Annotated in this window: 9 protein-coding genes, 1 tRNA gene and 2 pseudogenes; 4 read left to right on the top strand and 8 right to left on the bottom strand. The window is 42.4% G+C overall.

The window, feature by feature from the left end:
* Position 1: 1 nt before the first annotated feature.
* Positions 2-2,002: a RagB/SusD family nutrient uptake outer membrane protein gene (locus tag NXV01_RS02940; protein WP_259021675.1), complete on the top strand. Its 2,001-nt coding sequence runs from the start codon at positions 2-4 to the stop codon at positions 2,000-2,002.
* Between the two features lie 104 nt (positions 2,003-2,106).
* Here the strand turns inward: NXV01_RS02940 and NXV01_RS02935 are convergent, their stop codons facing one another.
* On the bottom strand, positions 2,107-3,117 hold the full coding sequence (locus tag NXV01_RS02935) for a 2-oxoacid:ferredoxin oxidoreductase subunit beta (RefSeq protein WP_148365601.1): 1,011 nt from the start codon (positions 3,115-3,117) through the stop codon (positions 2,107-2,109).
* 3 nt (positions 3,118-3,120) lie between these two features.
* Positions 3,121-4,972, bottom strand: a pseudogene (locus NXV01_RS02930) (2-oxoacid:acceptor oxidoreductase subunit alpha).
* Between the two features lie 203 nt (positions 4,973-5,175).
* Between NXV01_RS02930 and NXV01_RS02925 the strand changes: the two are divergent.
* A tRNA-Arg gene (locus NXV01_RS02925) sits at positions 5,176-5,247 on the top strand.
* Positions 5,248-5,422: 175 nt separating this feature from the next.
* Here NXV01_RS02925 and secDF read toward each other — a convergent pair.
* From secDF to NXV01_RS02900, 5 genes are all read right to left on the bottom strand, one after another.
* Complete coding sequence (secDF, locus tag NXV01_RS02920; RefSeq protein ID WP_148365599.1) at positions 5,423-8,443, bottom strand: protein translocase subunit SecDF; 3,021 nt, start codon at positions 8,441-8,443, stop codon at positions 5,423-5,425.
* 165 nt (positions 8,444-8,608) lie between these two features.
* Positions 8,609-10,693: a M3 family metallopeptidase gene (locus NXV01_RS02915; RefSeq protein ID WP_259023425.1), complete on the bottom strand. Its 2,085-nt coding sequence runs from the start codon at positions 10,691-10,693 to the stop codon at positions 8,609-8,611.
* Positions 10,694-10,725: 32 nt separating this feature from the next.
* Complete coding sequence (locus tag NXV01_RS02910) at positions 10,726-11,811, bottom strand: endonuclease/exonuclease/phosphatase family protein (RefSeq protein ID WP_217720963.1); 1,086 nt, start codon at positions 11,809-11,811, stop codon at positions 10,726-10,728.
* A gap of 4 nt (positions 11,812-11,815) precedes the next feature.
* Positions 11,816-12,721, bottom strand: coding sequence for a rhomboid family intramembrane serine protease (locus NXV01_RS02905; RefSeq protein WP_195649337.1), 906 nt, complete (start codon positions 12,719-12,721; stop codon positions 11,816-11,818).
* Positions 12,702-13,376: a rhomboid family intramembrane serine protease gene (locus NXV01_RS02900; RefSeq protein WP_008776855.1), complete on the bottom strand. Its 675-nt coding sequence runs from the start codon at positions 13,374-13,376 to the stop codon at positions 12,702-12,704. The genes NXV01_RS02905 and NXV01_RS02900 overlap by 20 nt, the downstream gene beginning before the upstream one ends.
* Before the next feature lie 221 nt (positions 13,377-13,597).
* Between NXV01_RS02900 and NXV01_RS02895 the strand changes: the two genes are divergently transcribed.
* On the top strand, positions 13,598-13,870 hold the full coding sequence (locus NXV01_RS02895; protein WP_004296482.1) for an HU family DNA-binding protein: 273 nt from the start codon (positions 13,598-13,600) through the stop codon (positions 13,868-13,870).
* An 83-nt stretch (positions 13,871-13,953) separates the two neighbouring features.
* On the top strand, positions 13,954-15,771 hold the full coding sequence (argS, locus tag NXV01_RS02890) for an arginine--tRNA ligase (RefSeq protein WP_259021674.1): 1,818 nt from the start codon (positions 13,954-13,956) through the stop codon (positions 15,769-15,771).
* Positions 15,772-15,887: 116 nt separating this feature from the next.
* Here the strand turns inward: argS and NXV01_RS02885 are convergent.
* A pseudogene (locus tag NXV01_RS02885) lies at positions 15,888-17,916 on the bottom strand (LruC domain-containing protein).
* Between the last annotated feature and the right edge of the window lie 35 nt (positions 17,917-17,951).

Below are 17,951 nucleotides of genomic sequence, written 5' to 3'. Positions count from 1 at the left end.
TATGAAACTGAAACATATTATATTACAAACAATCTTGATGGCAGGAGCTACGTGGTCGCTTACATCTTGTAATGATTTTCTGGATATGGCGCCTCTGGATCAGGTGACTCCGCAAGAGTATTTCAATACGACGGACCACTTGGCTGCATATAGTATCTCGCAGTACAACAGTATCTTTTCAACGCATGGTGGATATGGAGTCGGTACAGTGAACAATGACCAGAATACAGATAATATGGTAGCCGGAGGATATTCTTCTACCTATTTTGAGAAAGACCAGTGGCGTGTTCCTAATACTGGAGGTGGCTGGGATTTTACTCAAATCCGCTATTGCAATTATTTCTTCGAAAATGTGCTTCCTAAATTCGAGGCGGGCAAGATTGAGGGCAATCGTGAACAGATTCTTCACTATGTCGGCGAAATGTACTTTATCCGTGCATGGATTTATTACAGTAAGCTGAAATCATTCGGAGATTTTCCAATTATAACCGAAGTCTTGCCGGATGATCAGTCTGTTTTGATAGAGAAATCTGTTCGTCAGCCGCGTAATCTCGTAGCTCGTTTTATCATCAATCAGCTCGATTCCGCCGCCAAATATATGGTGGATGATATTTCAGGAAACAAAACACGATTAACAAAGAATTGTGCGTTATTAATAAAGTCGCGTGTTGCTTTGTATGAGGCTACATTTGAAAAGTATCATAAAGGGACAGGGCGTGTGCCAGGGGATGCGACCTGGCCGGGTAAGAGAATACATACCGATTTCTCCACGAACATGGATAATGAAATCAATTTCTTTCTGGATGAGGCTATGAAAGCAGCGGAACAGGTGGCTGATGATATTACTTTGACCAATAATACCGGTCTGACCAATCCGAAAAACATATCGGGGATTGTTGGCTGGAATCCGTATTTCGAGATGTTTGCGGAAGAAGATATGAGCAGTTATTCCGAAGTTCTTTTCTGGAAGCAATATATGAATGGTAGTGGCGTGTCAATCACGCATGGTACACCGGCTTATATTTTTAGTGGAGGCAATAATGGTATGCTGAAGAGTTTTGTAGATTGTTTTGTCATGGAAGACGGACTTCCCTATTATGCAGCAGGAAATGAATATAAAGGTGACAAAACTATCATGGATGTGAAAGAGAATCGTGATCTGCGTCTGCAAATGTTTGTTTTGGGCGAGAAGGATTTGCTTCCATCCAGTTCGACAGAAGAGCCTGCACTTGAAGAATTCAAACAGCCTAATATTATATCATTGGAAGCCCAAACATCTGATAATACAGGGTATCGGATTCGGAAATGCTTGACATATAATAATAAGCAGATTATTTCCGGTCAGTCGCAATCGACTACAGGGTGCATTATCTTTCGTGGTGTCGAAGCTTATCTGAATTATCTGGAAGCCTACTATTTGCGTAATAATAAGGTAGATGGCAAAGCGAAAAGCTATTGGGATGCAGTACGCAATCGGGCAGGCATTACAGGCAGTTTCCAGACAACCATTGACAATACCGATATGAATAAGGAGACAGATTTGGCCGCTCATCCCGGTTCGTATGAAGTGGATGCTACCTTATATAATATCCGTCGAGAACGTCGTTGCGAGTTTATAGGTGAAGGAATGCGTTGGGATGACCTGGTGCGTTGGAGAGCTTGGGATGGCGTACTTACTAATAAGTTTATTCCTGAAGGGTATAACTTTTGGGAAGAGGCTTATAAAACTTATGAACTTCCGGAAGACGTTACTTTAAAAGATGATCCGGATGATGCTACTTCTAATATTTCCTCCAGAGAATTCAAGTATGTTCGTCCTTTTAGCAAGGTGAGAATCAATAATCAGGTATATGATGGATATTCTTGGGCTAAAGCCAACTATTTGAGTCCGGTTGCTATTAATGAAATGAGACTTGCGTCTCCTGATAATAGTACAGATAATTCTGTTATTTATCAGAATCCGTATTGGCCGGAAAAAGTGGGTGGCACTGCTCTCGAATAGGTTGATATAACTATAGGTTACACGATAGAAAGAATGAAAGGCGTAGACAAGAGAATCAATTCTCTTTCTACGCCTTTCATTCTTTTATGGATTGAAGTGGTGAATTACTTCACTTCCCAAGTATCATTAGTCATTAGCAATTCCTGGAAATTATGATATTTCTTCTTGCCTTTGATTTCTTCAATCTGTCCAATTACAGCATCATTGTAGGTTGGAGCATCTACATCGCGGATCACACCGAGTGCAATCGGGAAATCAGGACCTTCCATTAACGCTAGTTTCAACTGAAGCGTATTATCTTGGCAGTGGGCATCGTGAATAAGAATATCTTTTTCTGTGATACCATTTTCACCAAGTTTCACCACTTTCAGTCCGAAACCTTCCTGCATCAATCCGAATTCCTTGTTTTCACCAAACAACATGGGTTTGCCATGTTCCAGATAGATAGCGTTCTTGGCACGTCCTTCTTTGGTGGCTACAGAAGCATGAGTGCCATCGTTGAAGATCACGCAGTTTTGCAGAACTTCTATAACAGAGGCGCCTTTGTGATTAGCAGCAGCTTTCAATACCTCTACAGAAGCGGCACCGTCTACTGCAATACAACGTGCAAAGAAATGTCCACGGGCACCAAAAGCAAGTTCTGCCGGATGGAATGGATCTTCTACGGTACCGTAAGGAGATGATTTCGTAACAAGTCCACGTTCCGAAGTCGGTGAATATTGTCCCTTTGTCAAACCGTAGATACGGTTGTTCAGCAGGATCATATTCAAATCGATGTTACGGCGTAATGCGTGGATGAAGTGGTTACCACCAATTGCCAGACCGTCACCGTCACCGGAAATTTGCCAGATTGTCAAATCAGGGTTGGCCACTTTTGCACCTGTTGCAACAGCAGCGGCACGTCCGTGAATCGTGTGGAAGCCATACGTATTTACATAGTAGGGCAGGCGGGAAGAACAACCGATACCGGAAATGACGGCAATATTGTGCGGAGCTACTCCCAATTCGGCCATAGCTTTGTGCAGTGAGTTCAGGAAAGCGTGGTCACCGCATCCCGGACACCAGCGAGGTTGGCCTGATTTATAATCTTGTACGGTATATACTTTATCGCTCATCTTTTATTCCTCCAATAATTTAGTGAATGCATCTATCAATTCTCTCGTAACGAAAGGTTGTCCTTTCACTTGGTTGAACTGGCTGATGTTCAATCCGGGTATCTTCATCCGTAAAAAACCTGCGAATTGTCCCAAATTCTGTTCAGCTACTACGATCTTCTTGTATTTACGCAATACATCGGCTGTATTCTTTGGCAGCGGGTTGATGTACTGGAAGTGTGCGAAAGCCACTTTCTTTCCATGATCGCGCATAAAGTCCATAGCCAGACGGAGATGACCATACGTGCCGCCCCAACCAACAATCAGTAAATCTGCATCTTCATCACCCAGTACTTCGAGTTCGGGGATATAGTCTGCAATCTTATCCACTTTAGCTTGGCGGAGATGAACCATCTTATTATGGTTTTCAGGTTCGGTAGAGATCGCACCTGTTTCATTGCTCTTTTCAAGACCACCGATGCGGTGCATGAATCCTTCAGTTCCCGGAATCGCCCAGTAACGTGCACCGGTTTCTTCATTGCGTTGGTATGGAGTCCAGTTACCAGCCATGCCCGGAGTCACGTATGGAGGATTGATGGCAGGATATTCGTTTAAGTTAGGAAGTTTCCAGGCAGCCGAGCCGTTAGCAACGAAAGCATCTGTCAGCAGTACAACCGGAGTCATGTGTTCCAGAGCAATCTTACATGCCATGTATGCGGCATCGAAACAGTTTGTCGGTGAAGTTGCGGCAATCACCGGCATCGGACTTTCACCATTGCGTCCGTAAAGTGCCTGCAATAAGTCTGTCTGTTCTGATTTAGTAGGCAAACCTGTTGACGGACCGCCACGTTGCACATTCACAATCACCAATGGAAGTTCGCCAATTACAGCAAGGTTCATAGCCTCACTTTTCAAACAAATACCGGGGCCGGAAGTAGTCGTTACAGCCAAAGCACCGGCAAAAGCGGCACCAACGGCAGAAGCACAACCTGCGATTTCATCTTCGCACTGTACGGTTTTTACTCCCAGTGATTTATGTTTAGCTAATTCGTGCAGAATATCAGTGGCCGGAGTGATAGGATAAGAACCCAGGTAGAGTTCCAGACCTGCTTTCTCGGCAGCAGCAATCAAGCCATAAGCCGTTGCTTTATTTCCGTTGATATCTGTATAAAGTCCTTTTGATTTCGGAGCTTTACTTTCAATTTTATAAGTAGAGACAGAAGCATGTGTGTTGGCACCATAGTTGAAACCATCGTTCAATACCTTAATATTAGCTTCTGCAATTTCGGGTTTCTTGGCGAATTTCTCACGCAACATTTTTTCAGCAGCGGCAAGGTTGCGGTTGAACAACCAGCAAACCAGTCCGAGTGCGAACATGTTCTTACAACGGAGTGCTGATTTATTGTCTAGCCCGGAGTCTTTCAGGCTCTCTTTACACATGGAAGAGATGGGAACTTCCAGCACTTCCTTGTTTTATGCCTAATTCCTCAAAAGGATTGTCAGTCTTGAATTGTGCTTTTTCCAAATCTCTGGCTTCGAATGAGTCGGAGTCGGTAATGATAAGTCCTTGCGGTTTACAGAATTTGATTTGTGTTTTCAGTGCGGAAGGATTCATAGCCACTAATACGTGGCAACGGTCTCCGGGAGTGTAAACCTGTCCGGCACCGATGTGGACCTGAAAACCGGAAACACCGGTCAGTGAACCTTGCGGGGCGCGGATGTCTGCCGGGTAGTCGGGGAATGTACAGATGTCATTTCCTACCGTAGCCGACACGTTCGAGAAGATGTTGCCGGCCAGCTGCATACCGTCGCCGGAGTCGCCGGAGAAACGTACTACTACTTCCTCCAATTCTTTAACCATCATTTCGTCTGCCATAACTTTAATTACTATATTTAATTTAAAAACTGATTTTACTTTCAATTTGTGAGCGCAAAGGTCGGAAAGTTAATCGAATTATCAAAATAAATCGAACTTTATTGTCCTATTGACGCCAATTATTTGAAATATCTGAAAGGAACCTGTATTTTTATTCTTGTTAAATCGACAGAAACCGTTATCTTTGCAAGCAAATTTGAAGCGGCCTTGTAGTTCAACGGATAGAATAGAAGTTTCCTAAACTTTAGATAGGGGTTCGATTCCCCTCGGGGCTACTACGGAGAATCTGTGAGAAGTTGTTTTGGTTTGCTTTCATGCTGTATCTGGTTTTAAGTTTAACAATGGCTTCTTTTAAGATGAACGTCTTATAGCTTCTATTTGTTTTAATAATCAATAGAAAAAGCCTCTACCGAATTGTTCGGAAGAGGCTTTTTCTATTTCTGGAATTTATTATTCTTCCGTAGTTACTGGTACAACTTTTTTGTTCTTCATCATGTTGTATGCAATCGGAGATGCAATGAACAGTGATGACAATGTACCGATAACAACACCCAAGATCATTGCGAATGCAAAGCTGCGGATTGAATCACCACCAAGGATGAAGATACACAGCAATACGATCAATGTACTTAATGATGTATTGATAGTACGTGCAAGTGTAGTGTTCAATGAATCGTTGAACAACTGACGTTTGTCACGTTTCGGATACAGGCCGAAGAACTCACGCACACGGTCGAAGATTACTACCTTGTCATTGATAGAGTAACCGATAGCTGTCAGGATAGCCCCAATGAATGTTTGATCGATTTCCAGTGAGAATGGAACGATGCCCCATAACAATGAGTAAGCACCGATAATCATGATGGTATCGCACGATAGAGCTACGATAGAGCCAATACTATATGCGATGTTGCGGAAACGGATTAAGATATACAGACCGATAGCAATCAATGCCAATACTACAGAATAAATAGCACCTGTCTTGATATCGTCTGCGATACTTGGACCCACTTTTTGAGAACTTACAATACTACCACCAGTGTGATTATCACGGTCGATAAAGGTAGCTAGAGTGATGTTTTGAGTCAGCACAGGTTTCAAAGTCTCATATAAGTATGCTTCGATTTGAGAGTCAACATCGTTTCCTGCATCTTCAATACGGTAGTTGGTACTGATACGTACAGTTTTCTTGTCTGTACCGATAGCGATAACACTAACGTTAGCATCACCGAACTTGCTGGAGATCAATTCACGAATCTGTTCGGGTTCTACCGGATTCTCGAATTGTACTTTGAAATTACGTCCACCGGTAAAGTCGATACTCTGACTTAAACCACGCATGGCAAATGAACCGATACAAACGAGGATGATGGCTACAGTGATGATAAGGGATTTTTTATTTGTTCCCATAAAATCAAAACGTGTGTTGGTCATCAAGTTTCTTGAAACAGGGGTTGTGAATGTAAGGTTCAACAGTTTGTCCTTGTTCATGAAGTGTTCGTAAACTATACGAGTCATGAACACAGCGGTGAAGAAGGATACCAGAATACCGATAATCAATGTCGTGGCAAAACCACGGATCGGACCGGTACCGAAGTTAAACAGAATGATACCTGTGATGATGGATGTCAGGTTCGAGTCGAAGATAGCGGAGAATGCGTTGGAATAACCGTCAGCAAGTGCTTTCTTCACACCTTTACCCGCACGAAGTTCTTCTTTTGTACGTTCGTAGATAAGTACGTTCGCATCCACTGCCATACCTAGTGACAACACCATACCGGCAATACCGGACATTGTCAATGCTGCCTGGAAGGAGGAGAGGACACCTAATACGAAGAAGAAGTTCAGGAACAATGCACCATTGGCAATCATACCCGGTATGAAGCCGTACATCATACACATATAGATCATCAACAGAATCAGAGCCACTACGAATGAGAATACACCTGCATTGATAGATTCTTGACCCAATGACGGACCAACGATATCTTCCTGTACGATGTGAGCCGGAGCCGGCATCTTACCTGATTTCAATACGTTTGCCAAGTCTTTTGCTTGTTCAGGGGTAAAATGACCTGTAATCTGTGAACGTCCACCTGTGATTTCAGAGTTTACGTTTGGTGCAGAATATACATAGTTGTCAAGAACGATAGCAATAGAACGGCCGATGTTCTGTTTGGTCAACTGTGCCCAACGACGTGCACCGTCAGAGTTCATTGTCATGCTGACAGCCGGTTTGCTGTATTGGTCGAATTCGTCTTTCGCATCTGTTACTACATCGCCTTCCAACGGAGCTTTGCCGTTACGTTCGGTAGACTTGATAGCATATAATTCGAAAGTCTGTCCTTTCTTGTCAAATTCAGAAGGAGAAACACCCCATTTCAGACGAAGGTCTTTCGGGAGTTCTGCTTTAACTTCCGGCATAGCCAGATATTTGTTGATATCAGCAGTATCTTTGTAGTTAGCGTAACCGATGACAGGACCTTGTCCGCTAGAGTTTAATTGCAGGATAGCCAGCAGAGGATATTGTTTTTTAATTTCTGCTAGGTTGGCTGTTGAATTCTCTTCAGCAACTGCATCTCCTTTCAGGGCAGCAGCAAGACTGTCGGCAGCACTTACGCTTTTCTTGGCCGGAGTAGCTTCTGCAAGCGGAGCTTCTTTGGAAGAATCTACAGCGGCAGAGTCTACATCTGTCTCCTGTGCCAATATAGCGCGCAATTTAGCGTCTGCAGATTGCATGGCAGGAAGAACTTCTTTAGCTGTATAAGTTTCCCAGAATTCCAGGTTAGCAGAACCTTGGAGAAGTTTTCTCACACGTTCCGGCTCTTTGATACCCGGCAATTCCACCATGATACGCCCCATTTTGTCTTCCAGGCTCTGGATATTCGGCTGAACAACACCGAAACGGTCGATACGGGTACGAAGTACGTTATATGAGTTCTCAACAGCAGCTTTTACTTCTGTTCTCAATACTTTTTCAACTTCTGCATCCGATGATTTTTGGTTAACTTTGTCTTTCAACTGTTGTGTTGCGAAGAGTTCGGAAAGTTTTGCGTTAGGAGCAGCTTTGTGATATTCTCTAACAAACAGGGTGATGATATCGTCCTGGCTGTTGACAGCCTGTTTTGCAGCTTCTGCCAATGCATTGTTGAAAGCTTCATCCGGCTTGTTGTCAGCCAGTGCTTTGATAACATCAGGTACAGATACTTCAAGGATAACGTTCATACCACCCTTTAGGTCCAAACCTAAACTAATCTCCATCTCACGACATTGTTTCAGCGTCCAGTTACCCAACCATACTTTCTCATTGGAGAGAGAGTCGAGGTAGTCTTGTTCCACTTTCGGGTCACCGTTCGCAACTTCTTTCGCCTTGTTGGTATAATGGCGTGTTACGAAGGAGAAGGAAAGGTAGAACAAACATACCAATGTGAGTAGTACCGCAAAAACCTTTACAAATCCTTTGTTTTGCATTTTACTTTTAATTTATGATGATTACTTTTTTAATTTAATTTTCAGTTAAATTCTGTCGTACACAAGTTCTTTTTGCCGTATACAAGGCTGCAAATATAGTTTTTTTTTCACATTTATATGTAAGAAGCCCTCAAATATTTGATGTTTAAGGGCTTTTTTGCTGAATTATTTCATTCCTCTGTTTTTCAGTAGTGGTTCCAGGCTTGGTTCCGTTCCACGGAAATTTTTATAAAGCACCATCGGGTCTTCGCTGTCTCCCTTCTCCAATACGTTATGGCGGAACAGGTCAGCGGTGTTTTTATCAAAGATTCCGTGTTCTTTGAAAGCTTCGAAAGCATCATTGTCCAATACGTTGGCCCATAGGTAGCTATAGTATCCGGCCGCGTATCCGCCAATGATATGGTTGAAGTAAGTCACACGATAACGCGGTGCTATTTCGGGAATCAAATTAAGCTTGTCCATCGCTTCTTTTTCGAATGCAAGCATATCCAGATTCTTTACATCTGTCATCGTGTGCAGGTTCATGTCGAGGATAGCGGCAGCCAGTAATTCGGTGGTCATGAAGCCCTGGTTGAAAGTTTTCTGTTGCAGTATCTTCTCGATGATTTCGTCGGGTATCACTTCTCCTGTCTGATAATGTTTGGCATACATTTTCAGCACTTCCGGTTCAGTCGCCCAGTGCTCGTTGATTTGAGAAGGAAGTTCTACAAAGTCACGTACCACATTGGTTCCTGATGTTCCTTTGTATTCACATTTGGTCAGCAGTCCGTGCAGGGCGTGACCAAATTCGTGGAACAAGGTTTCCACTTCATCCATGGTCAATAAAGAAGGAGTGTCGCCTACCGGCTTGGTAAAACTACAAACATTGCATACCAACGGACGGGTTGTTCCACATTGCTCACGGTAGTTGCTCATCCATGCACCCCCGCTTTTCCCGGAACGTGGGAAATAGTCTACATAGAAGATACCGAGCTGGGATCCGTCTGCATCTTTCACCTCAAAGACTTCTACATCCGGGTGATAAGTCGGTATGCCTTCCAGTTTGCTTAGGGTGATGCCATATAATTTGTTGGCTACGGCGAAAGCACCATCGCGTACATTTTCCAGTTTGAAGTAAGGTTTTGTATCTTCTTCTGACAGATTGTATTTTTCTTTCCGCAATTTTTCGGTGTAATACCACCAGTCCCATGCTTCCAACTTTTCTCCTTTTCCTTCCTTGTCCATTAACTTTTGGAGTTCGCCAGCTTCTGTTTTCGCTTTGGGGAGTGCATAGCTCCATAGATTGTTCAGAAGGCTCATTACGTTGCTGGCGTTCTTTGCCATGGTTTCATCCAGGACGAAGTTTGCGTAACAGTCGAAACCTAATAAGTTCGCTTTTTCCAGGCGGAGAGAAACGATTTTGCGGATATTTTCCTTGTTGTCATTTCCATCGTTGTTGTTGCCGCGGTTGATATAGGCTTTGTATATTTGCTCCCGGAGAGGGCGATTTTCTGAATATTGCAGGAAAGGCAGACGGCTGGCGTTGTGCAAGGTGAACAGCCATTTTCCCGGTTGTCCGGCTGCTTTCGCTTCTTCAGCGGCACTTTGGCGGAACCATTCAGGCAATCCTGCCAGATCTTCTTCCTTGTCAACGAAAAGTTGGAAAGCATTATTCTCATTCAACACATTGTTGCTGAAAGTGATACCAAGTGTAGAAAGCTCCTTGTTGATTTCGCGGAGGCGAGCTTGATCTTTTTCGCTAAGGTTTGCTCCGGAACGGACAAATCTTTTATAAGTCTTGTCCAGCAGACGTTCTTGCTCCGACGTCAGATTCAATGAATCTTTCTTTTGGTAGACATCGTTCACCCGTTTGAATAGTTTCCCATTCAGGGAGATATTATCATTATGTTCCGAAAGAACCGGTGCCAGTTTGATGGAAAGTGCGGTCAGCGAATCAGTAGTTTCCGCATCTGTCATATTGAAGAAAATGGCGCTTACCCGGTCTAAGATAGGTGCGCTGTTATCTAAAGCTACAATCGTATTTTCGAATGTCGGAATTTCCGGACTTTCGATGATGGCTTCGATGTTTTGATTCTGTTCTTCTATACCTTTTAAAAAGGCAGGTTCATAGTGCTCTAATTCAATCTTGTCAAAAGAAGGAACACCATACTCGGTTTGAAACTCTGTAAAGAAAGGATTGCTTTCTGTTTTCGTAGCACAGGAGTACATCATACAACTTACTGCTAAAATGGTTAGTGTCTTTTTAATCATCATAAGTGTTTTTTTATTAGAGTTTTCAGTTCTCATCGTTTACTGATATAGCACCAGATCGGGTAATGGTCTGATGCCTTGATAGACCGGTCTACGGTGCAATTGTAGGCCTTCAGGTTGGGACTGATCAAGATGTTGTCTATGCGGAAATAGAACTTGTTCAGATTGTAGGAGATCCCCAGACCTTTGCCGGATTGTGTGAATGCGTCGTCCAGCTCTTGAGTTAGGATGCGGTGTGTGTACGAAATGGAACCATCGTTGAAATCACCGCATACGATGGTTGTCGGGTATTTACTTTCGGCAATGACTCTCGCCACGGAATCTGCTTGTGAAGCCCGAATGGCCGATGCTTCCGCTAGTTTTCTTATTAACTGTCTGAGTCCGGTTTTTACTTTCCTGGCATTCGGGTCTTTAATCATATCTTCATAAATCCCTCTGTCTTCTTTGGTGAGTTTGTTAGATTCCAGATGATTGTTGATTAATGTAAGAGTGTCGTTATTCACATTCAGTACATATCTCATGGAACCGTTATAATTGCTTTTATATTCGATAGGATGTGTCGAAAGTATAGGGAATTTGGAGAAACAGGCAAGCTGAACATCTCCTTTTCCTTGCTGGTGGATGGATTGGTAAGGATAGGCCTTCAATGCTTTTTTTACATCCTGTTCTGTCAGATACTTTTTGTTGGTAGCAGTGTTATATTCTTGCAGACAGATAATATCGGCATTACTATCTGCAAGATAAGACAATATCGGGTTCTTTCCGCCTTTCTTCTCCAGATTGCTGAAACTCATTACATTGTACGACAGGATTTTGATGCTTCCTTCCGGAATAGTTTTAGTGGTGGAGTTGAAAGGGATATAAGTCCGTATCTGTGGAATACAAATGAGAAGGCCAATGGCGGGCAAAAGAGCATAGCGGTAATTGACGAATGCCCAGAAACCGATAAAAATTAGATTAATAGTCAGGAATATCGGAAATGCAAGTCCCAGACTGGAGGCAAGTGGATTTATTTTCGGGTTAAGGTAAGGGCTATAAGCACTTAATATCAACGTTCCCACAAAGAGAGCGTTGACAGCAAGTATCAAATATGTGACAAATTTGCCAATATGTTCCATTCTTTTATCTTTTGCTTGCGTCGAACAAGCTTTTCTTTTCTTCTGTTGTCAGACTGTCGTAACCGGATTTTTTTAGTTTTTCCAGGATACGGTCTACTTCATCAGACTGTGCTTTCTTTTGAGCGTTGTAATCATAATCCTTCTCACGACCGGTAGCACTGTTGCCATAGTGTACTTTCATTTTCGGTTTCCGTTTCCATGTTTTTTTCTGAAACAGGGAGATGAAACCATCCAGAATCCAGTTGATCCAGGAAGTTAAATCAGTTCCTTTGCTTAGGCTGGCGGCAAACCAAAGTCCTGCAAGGGCACCGCCTAAGTGGGCGATATGTCCTCCGGCATTGCTTGAGGTAATGGACAATACATCAATTCCGATAACGATCAGTGCCAGGTATTTGAGACGGATGGCACCGAAAAGAAAAAGTTGTACCCTGTAATTAGGCTCACGATAAGCTGTGGCAGCTACGATGGCTAACACGGAGGCCGATGCTCCTACTAATGTTGCCCCCGCTACTTGCGAGCTGAATAAAGGAAATACATTGTAGGCAACCATATACAGCAACCCTCCACAAATACCTCCCAGTACGTATAAACCTCTTAAATGTTTTGCCGAGAAAAAGTAGAGAAACAAACTTCCGAACCAATACAGCCAAAGCATATTGAATAGAATATGCAGGATGCCGGCATGCATAAACATATAAGTAAATAACGACCACGGCTGATGAATAAATCCGATAAAGGATGCCGGCAGGGCAAATATACCGAATATATCGGGGGTGCTTACTTCAAACAGTCGCAAGAAAACGTTGATCAACGTGCCGATTACAAAGATGCCTACGTTGATATAAATCAGTTGGATAAAAATATTTCCTCTTCTGAATGTCTCCTTTAAATCAGCTATAATATGTCCCATTGTTATTGCTTTTTTTTCTCCAGTACAAAATCAGGATCAATCCGAACAGCATTCCTCCCAAATGTGCAAAGTGAGCGACATTGTCTCCGGCGCTATTGGCAAGTCCTGACCATAATTCAATTGCGGCATATCCTATAACGAAGAACTTCGCTTTGATAGGAAAAGGCAGCGGGAAGATAAACAACCGGTTATTGGGAAATAACATACCGAATGCCAGCAATATGGCGTAAACGGCTCCCGAAGCACCTACGGTGGTCATCATGTTCAGATACTCTTCCATTGGGATAACGCCTGTACCTATATTCACTTGTGCGTAGTGACTAAGTTCCGTTACATATTGAATATACTGTACTCCTTCTTGAATAAGTCCCGCACCGATACCGCATAGAATATAGTAGAAGAGGAAACGTTTGGGGCCCCAGGTTTGTTCGAGAATCGGTCCGAACATAAAAACGGCAAACATATTAAAGAAAATGTGGCTGAATCCGCCGTGCATGAACATATAAGTGATTAGCTGCGCCGGATTAAAGTCACTTGCAAGGAAAAAATGTAATCCCAGATAATTCGTTAAATCCAGACCGTAACGTTGGGCTACGATTGTTCCGAAAAATACTAGTACATTGATAATTATCAGGTTTTTAGTTACAGTTGGCATCATTTTAATTTCTGAATATTTAGATAATAGACGCAAAAGTACGAATAAATTCTGTTTTAAAGCATGAAAAATACTTCCTATTAGCTCTTTTTCAATAATTTGCTGCGTTTTTTTTATGTTTTTATTTGATATGTTGTTTTGTTCGGCTATATTTGTGAAATCAATCCATTGTGGGATAATCTTTTGTGTAACATATATATTAATTAATCATTTTACGTATTATGAATAAGTCTGATCTTATTAGTGCAATGGCTGCTGAAGCTCAAATGAGCAAAGCCGATGCAAAAAAAGCACTTGATGCTTTCATCACTTCAGTTACTAACGCTATGAAAGCTGGTGACAAAGTATCTCTCGTAGGTTTTGGTACTTTCTCAGTAAGCGAAAGAGCTGAAAGAACTGGTATTAACCCTTCTACAAAGGCAACTATTACTATTCCTGCTAAGAAAGTAGCTAAATTTAAAGCTGGTGCTGAATTATCTGCAGCTGTTGAATAAGATAGATAGTTGAAAGAAATTAAGAGAGGAGACGTGATGCGTCTCCTTTTTTTGTATCTTTGCGCGCAAGAAATAACTTGATTATGAAGATAGAAGATAAACTTGTAGCGTCCGTTATCAGCGGACTCAAAGCACTTTACGGTCAGGAAGTCCCTGAAAAGATGGTGCAGTTGCAGAAAACGAAGAAAGAATTTGAAGGACATTTGACGTTGGTGGTATTTCCTTTCCTGAAGATGTCAAAAAAAGGCCCGGAACAAACGGCACAGGAAATTGGTGAATATCTGAAGGTAAACGATCCGGCTGTAGCAGCGTTTAATGTGATAAAAGGCTTCTTGAACCTGACTATTGCATCGGCTACATGGATTGAGTTGCTGAACGAAATCCAGGCAGATGAACAGTACGGCTTGGTGCAGGTTACTGACGCTTCTCCATTGGTGATGATTGAGTATTCTTCTCCGAATACAAACAAACCGCTTCACTTGGGACACGTGCGTAATAACCTTTTAGGCAACGCATTGGCTAACATTGTAGCGGCAAACGGCAATAAGGTAGTCAAAACAAATATTGTAAACGACCGTGGTATCCACATCTGTAAGTCCATGCTGGCATGGAAGAAATACGGAAACGGTGAAACTCCTGAAACTTCGGGTAAGAAGGGGGACCATCTGGTAGGCGATTATTATGTATCTTTCGATAAGCATTATAAAGCGGAAGTAAAGGAGCTGATGGCTAAATTTACAGCGCAGGGAATGAGTGATGATGAGGCGAAGGCAAAGGCTGAAGCTGAATCTCCGTTGATGCAGGAAGCCCGCGAAATGCTGGTGAAGTGGGAAGCCGGTGATCCGGAAGTACGCGGATTGTGGGAAATGATGAACAATTGGGTATATGCCGGATTCGACGAAACCTACAAGAAGATGGGTGTCAGCTTCGATAAGATCTATTATGAATCCAATACTTACCTCGAAGGAAAAGAAAAGGTTATGGAAGGTCTGGAAAAAGGTTTCTTCTACAAGAAAGAAGACGGTTCCGTATGGGCCGACCTGACTGCCGAAGGACTGGATCATAAACTCCTTCTCCGTGGTGACGGTACTTCTGTTTATATGACACAGGATATCGGTACGGCTAAACTTCGTTTTGCCGATTACCCGATTAATAAGATGATTTATGTAGTAGGTAACGAACAGAACTATCACTTCCAGGTGCTTTCTATCTTGCTCGATAAACTTGGTTTCGAATGGGGTAAGAGTCTGGTACACTTCTCTTACGGAATGGTGGAACTGCCGGAAGGTAAGATGAAATCCCGTGAGGGTACGGTAGTTGATGCTGACGACTTGATGGAGGAAATGATTGCCACTGCTAAAGAAACTTCACAAGAACTTGGAAAACTGGATGGTTTGACGCAGGAAGAAGCTGATGATATTGCCCGTATTGTGGGGCTGGGAGCATTGAAATATTTCATTCTGAAAGTCGATGCCCGTAAGAATATGACATTCAATCCGAAAGAATCTATCGACTTCAATGGTAATACAGGTCCGTTTATCCAATACACCTACGCACGTATCCAGTCTGTACTTCGGAAAGCTGCCGAATCAGGTATCACAATTCCTGAACAGATTCCGGCTGGTATTGAACTGAGTGAGAAGGAAGAAGGGTTGATTCAGATGGTTGCCGACTTTGCTGCTGTTGTAAAACAAGCCGGTGAAGATTACAGCCCGTCTATTATTGCCAATTATACTTATGACTTGGTGAAAGAATACAATCAGTTCTATCATGACTATAGTATTCTGCGCGAAGAGAATGAAGCGGTGAAAGTATTCCGTATCGCTCTGTCTGCTAATGTGGCTAAAGTCATTCGCTTAGGAATGAATTTACTGGGTATCGAGGTTCCTTCCAGGATGTAAGACTTTCTCTGAATAAAATATACTTTTGCGGGGTTTCTTTTATATAAAAGGAACCCCGCATGTTTTATTCTCCCCATCCAATATCCGGCCTGCTCTTATTTAAATCGTATTAATCTTTATTTGTACCAATCTTTATTTTGTTTTCCATTCGATGATACCCATCCTGCGAACTTAGGATATGATTGATCGATTCGTTTCCCTTCCTCCGGAACCGGGAGATTACTTACCGGCATATTGATAGCAAACGGCATCAAGTCTGCTGAAACATAATACATCCCTTCTTCCGGTCTGTAGATGTCTTTTCCGGTTCCCAGTATTGATAAGTCGGCTTTGTCAGTCGGGGGGGTAATTTATCAGATGTAATTCTTTGCCTCTACCCTCATTGGAACTGATGAAGATAAACGGATTGTAAGGAGGTACCACATCTTTCTCACTGGCTCCATCAAGCGTGATGGTTACAGTATATTCTTTCTTTGATTCATCAGTGACGTTTTTGAATTTGGTCATGTCGTCATACAACAAAATGGTTGGGTGAGACTGTCCAGGCTCTGTTTCTTTTCCTTCCATGTATATAGAACTTGATAAACCATTGGCATCAGGCCCCGTTATTTTTACACTCTTGACATTGCTGTTTGAGAGCTTGTGGAATTGATATCCAAATCCGTTTTGCAGATAACCTCCACAGTGCTGTAAGATAAACTTGTCTTCTATTTCGTAAATGCGATTGTCGAGAGCGTTTCGGGTCATGGTACTGGTGTACTTTACCATTACGTCATTCATATCGTAATCACCTAACTTAGGCCATAAATCTTCAAAAGCCAGTGTGCCGGAATAAGAAATTTTATATTGCTCAGGGATTGCTTCGGGGTTCTCAGGCAGTGAAGGCAATGTCGGGTCAATCGCATTCTTTTCTGACGTATGAATATAGAATATGGCATCTGCATAATCAAAGTCAGTATTATCTTCAAATCCTACCGCTACAATCTGCCCGGACTTGGAATCACGGAGAGATACGGTTCTTTGTGTATTATTCGTGTTTAGATTCCTGGTGGAGTAGCGTGCTCCCATACCTTTTATAATATCACCCACTTTGTCTTTATCTGTTTCTGAGGTGAGTTTGCTCTTGAATCCCATACCTTGCAGGCACCAGCCAATTGTGACTCCGGCGGGAAATTTGTCCTCGTATTCTTGTGTAGCTTCATTCCAATATTTGAGTTTTATTTCTTCGCCACACACTAATGCTCCTGCTCCTAAAGTCTTGTAAATAGGAGAGGTGTTTGGAAATGCGATTATTTGTTTTATATCACTTGCGCTCTGGGGCGGATTATCGGTCGGATAGGTATAATATCCAACTGTATTGTACCATGCAGCAGAGCTGGTTATAAATACGAGGCTCACTTCGGTCGGGTTAACAATTGGAATATCTGAAGTCATTTTAATGGTACCATCAAAAAACTCCGTATAATTCTGACTGATGTTCATAACCTTGTTTTTACCGTTTTCATCTTTGACTGTAACCTTTCGGAAAACATACTTGATGTTGTATAGTACGTCTGCCGGCGGTATATTTATTTTAGGTTCCAGGTTGGTTGGTCTTCCTCTGTCATCCCAGTCTGCATCGGGAAGAACATTCCATTCTTTTAGATAGGTATGTTGGTTCGTGGTTACTCCTCTGGTTTTTGATGCCGTTTGTGAACGTAAGGCAGCGATATATGCATCTTGATTAAATAAAAGCCGATGACTCTCGTCAATCGTTAGTTTAAGAGGAGATACGGTAGCTAAATAATCCGATGATAACCATACTTCCGAGATGTCCGCCGAGATATTATTCATCTCCCCGCTGAATTTGCCATCTTCATCTGTAACTGCGCGGTAGATAGGCTCTATGTCTTTTTTGGACGCGGTGCCGTCAGTTGAGTATTCAATGGGATCTTGATCGTAAACATCAAAAAGGACACGATAATTTTCGCTTTTAAAACAATAATCAATATCCAAAGCAACAGCTTGGGTCATGTTGAAGTCGAAGTATGCTTCTTTTGGCATATGTCTTCTCTCCCAGGATAAGTCACGCTCTTTGTCCATGCAACTGATGGAAGATATGATAAGTGCTCCTATCATTAAATACTTTAAATTTGTTTGCTTCATAAGTTTGTGTATTAAATAGATAAAGAACAAATATA

Source organism: Bacteroides sp. BFG-606 (genome assembly GCF_024788145.1).
Taxonomy (GTDB): Bacteria; Bacteroidota; Bacteroidia; order Bacteroidales; family Bacteroidaceae; genus Bacteroides; species Bacteroides vicugnae.
Note: the sequence above shows the minus strand (reverse complement) of the source record. Positions and strands in the feature narration are given on the sequence as shown.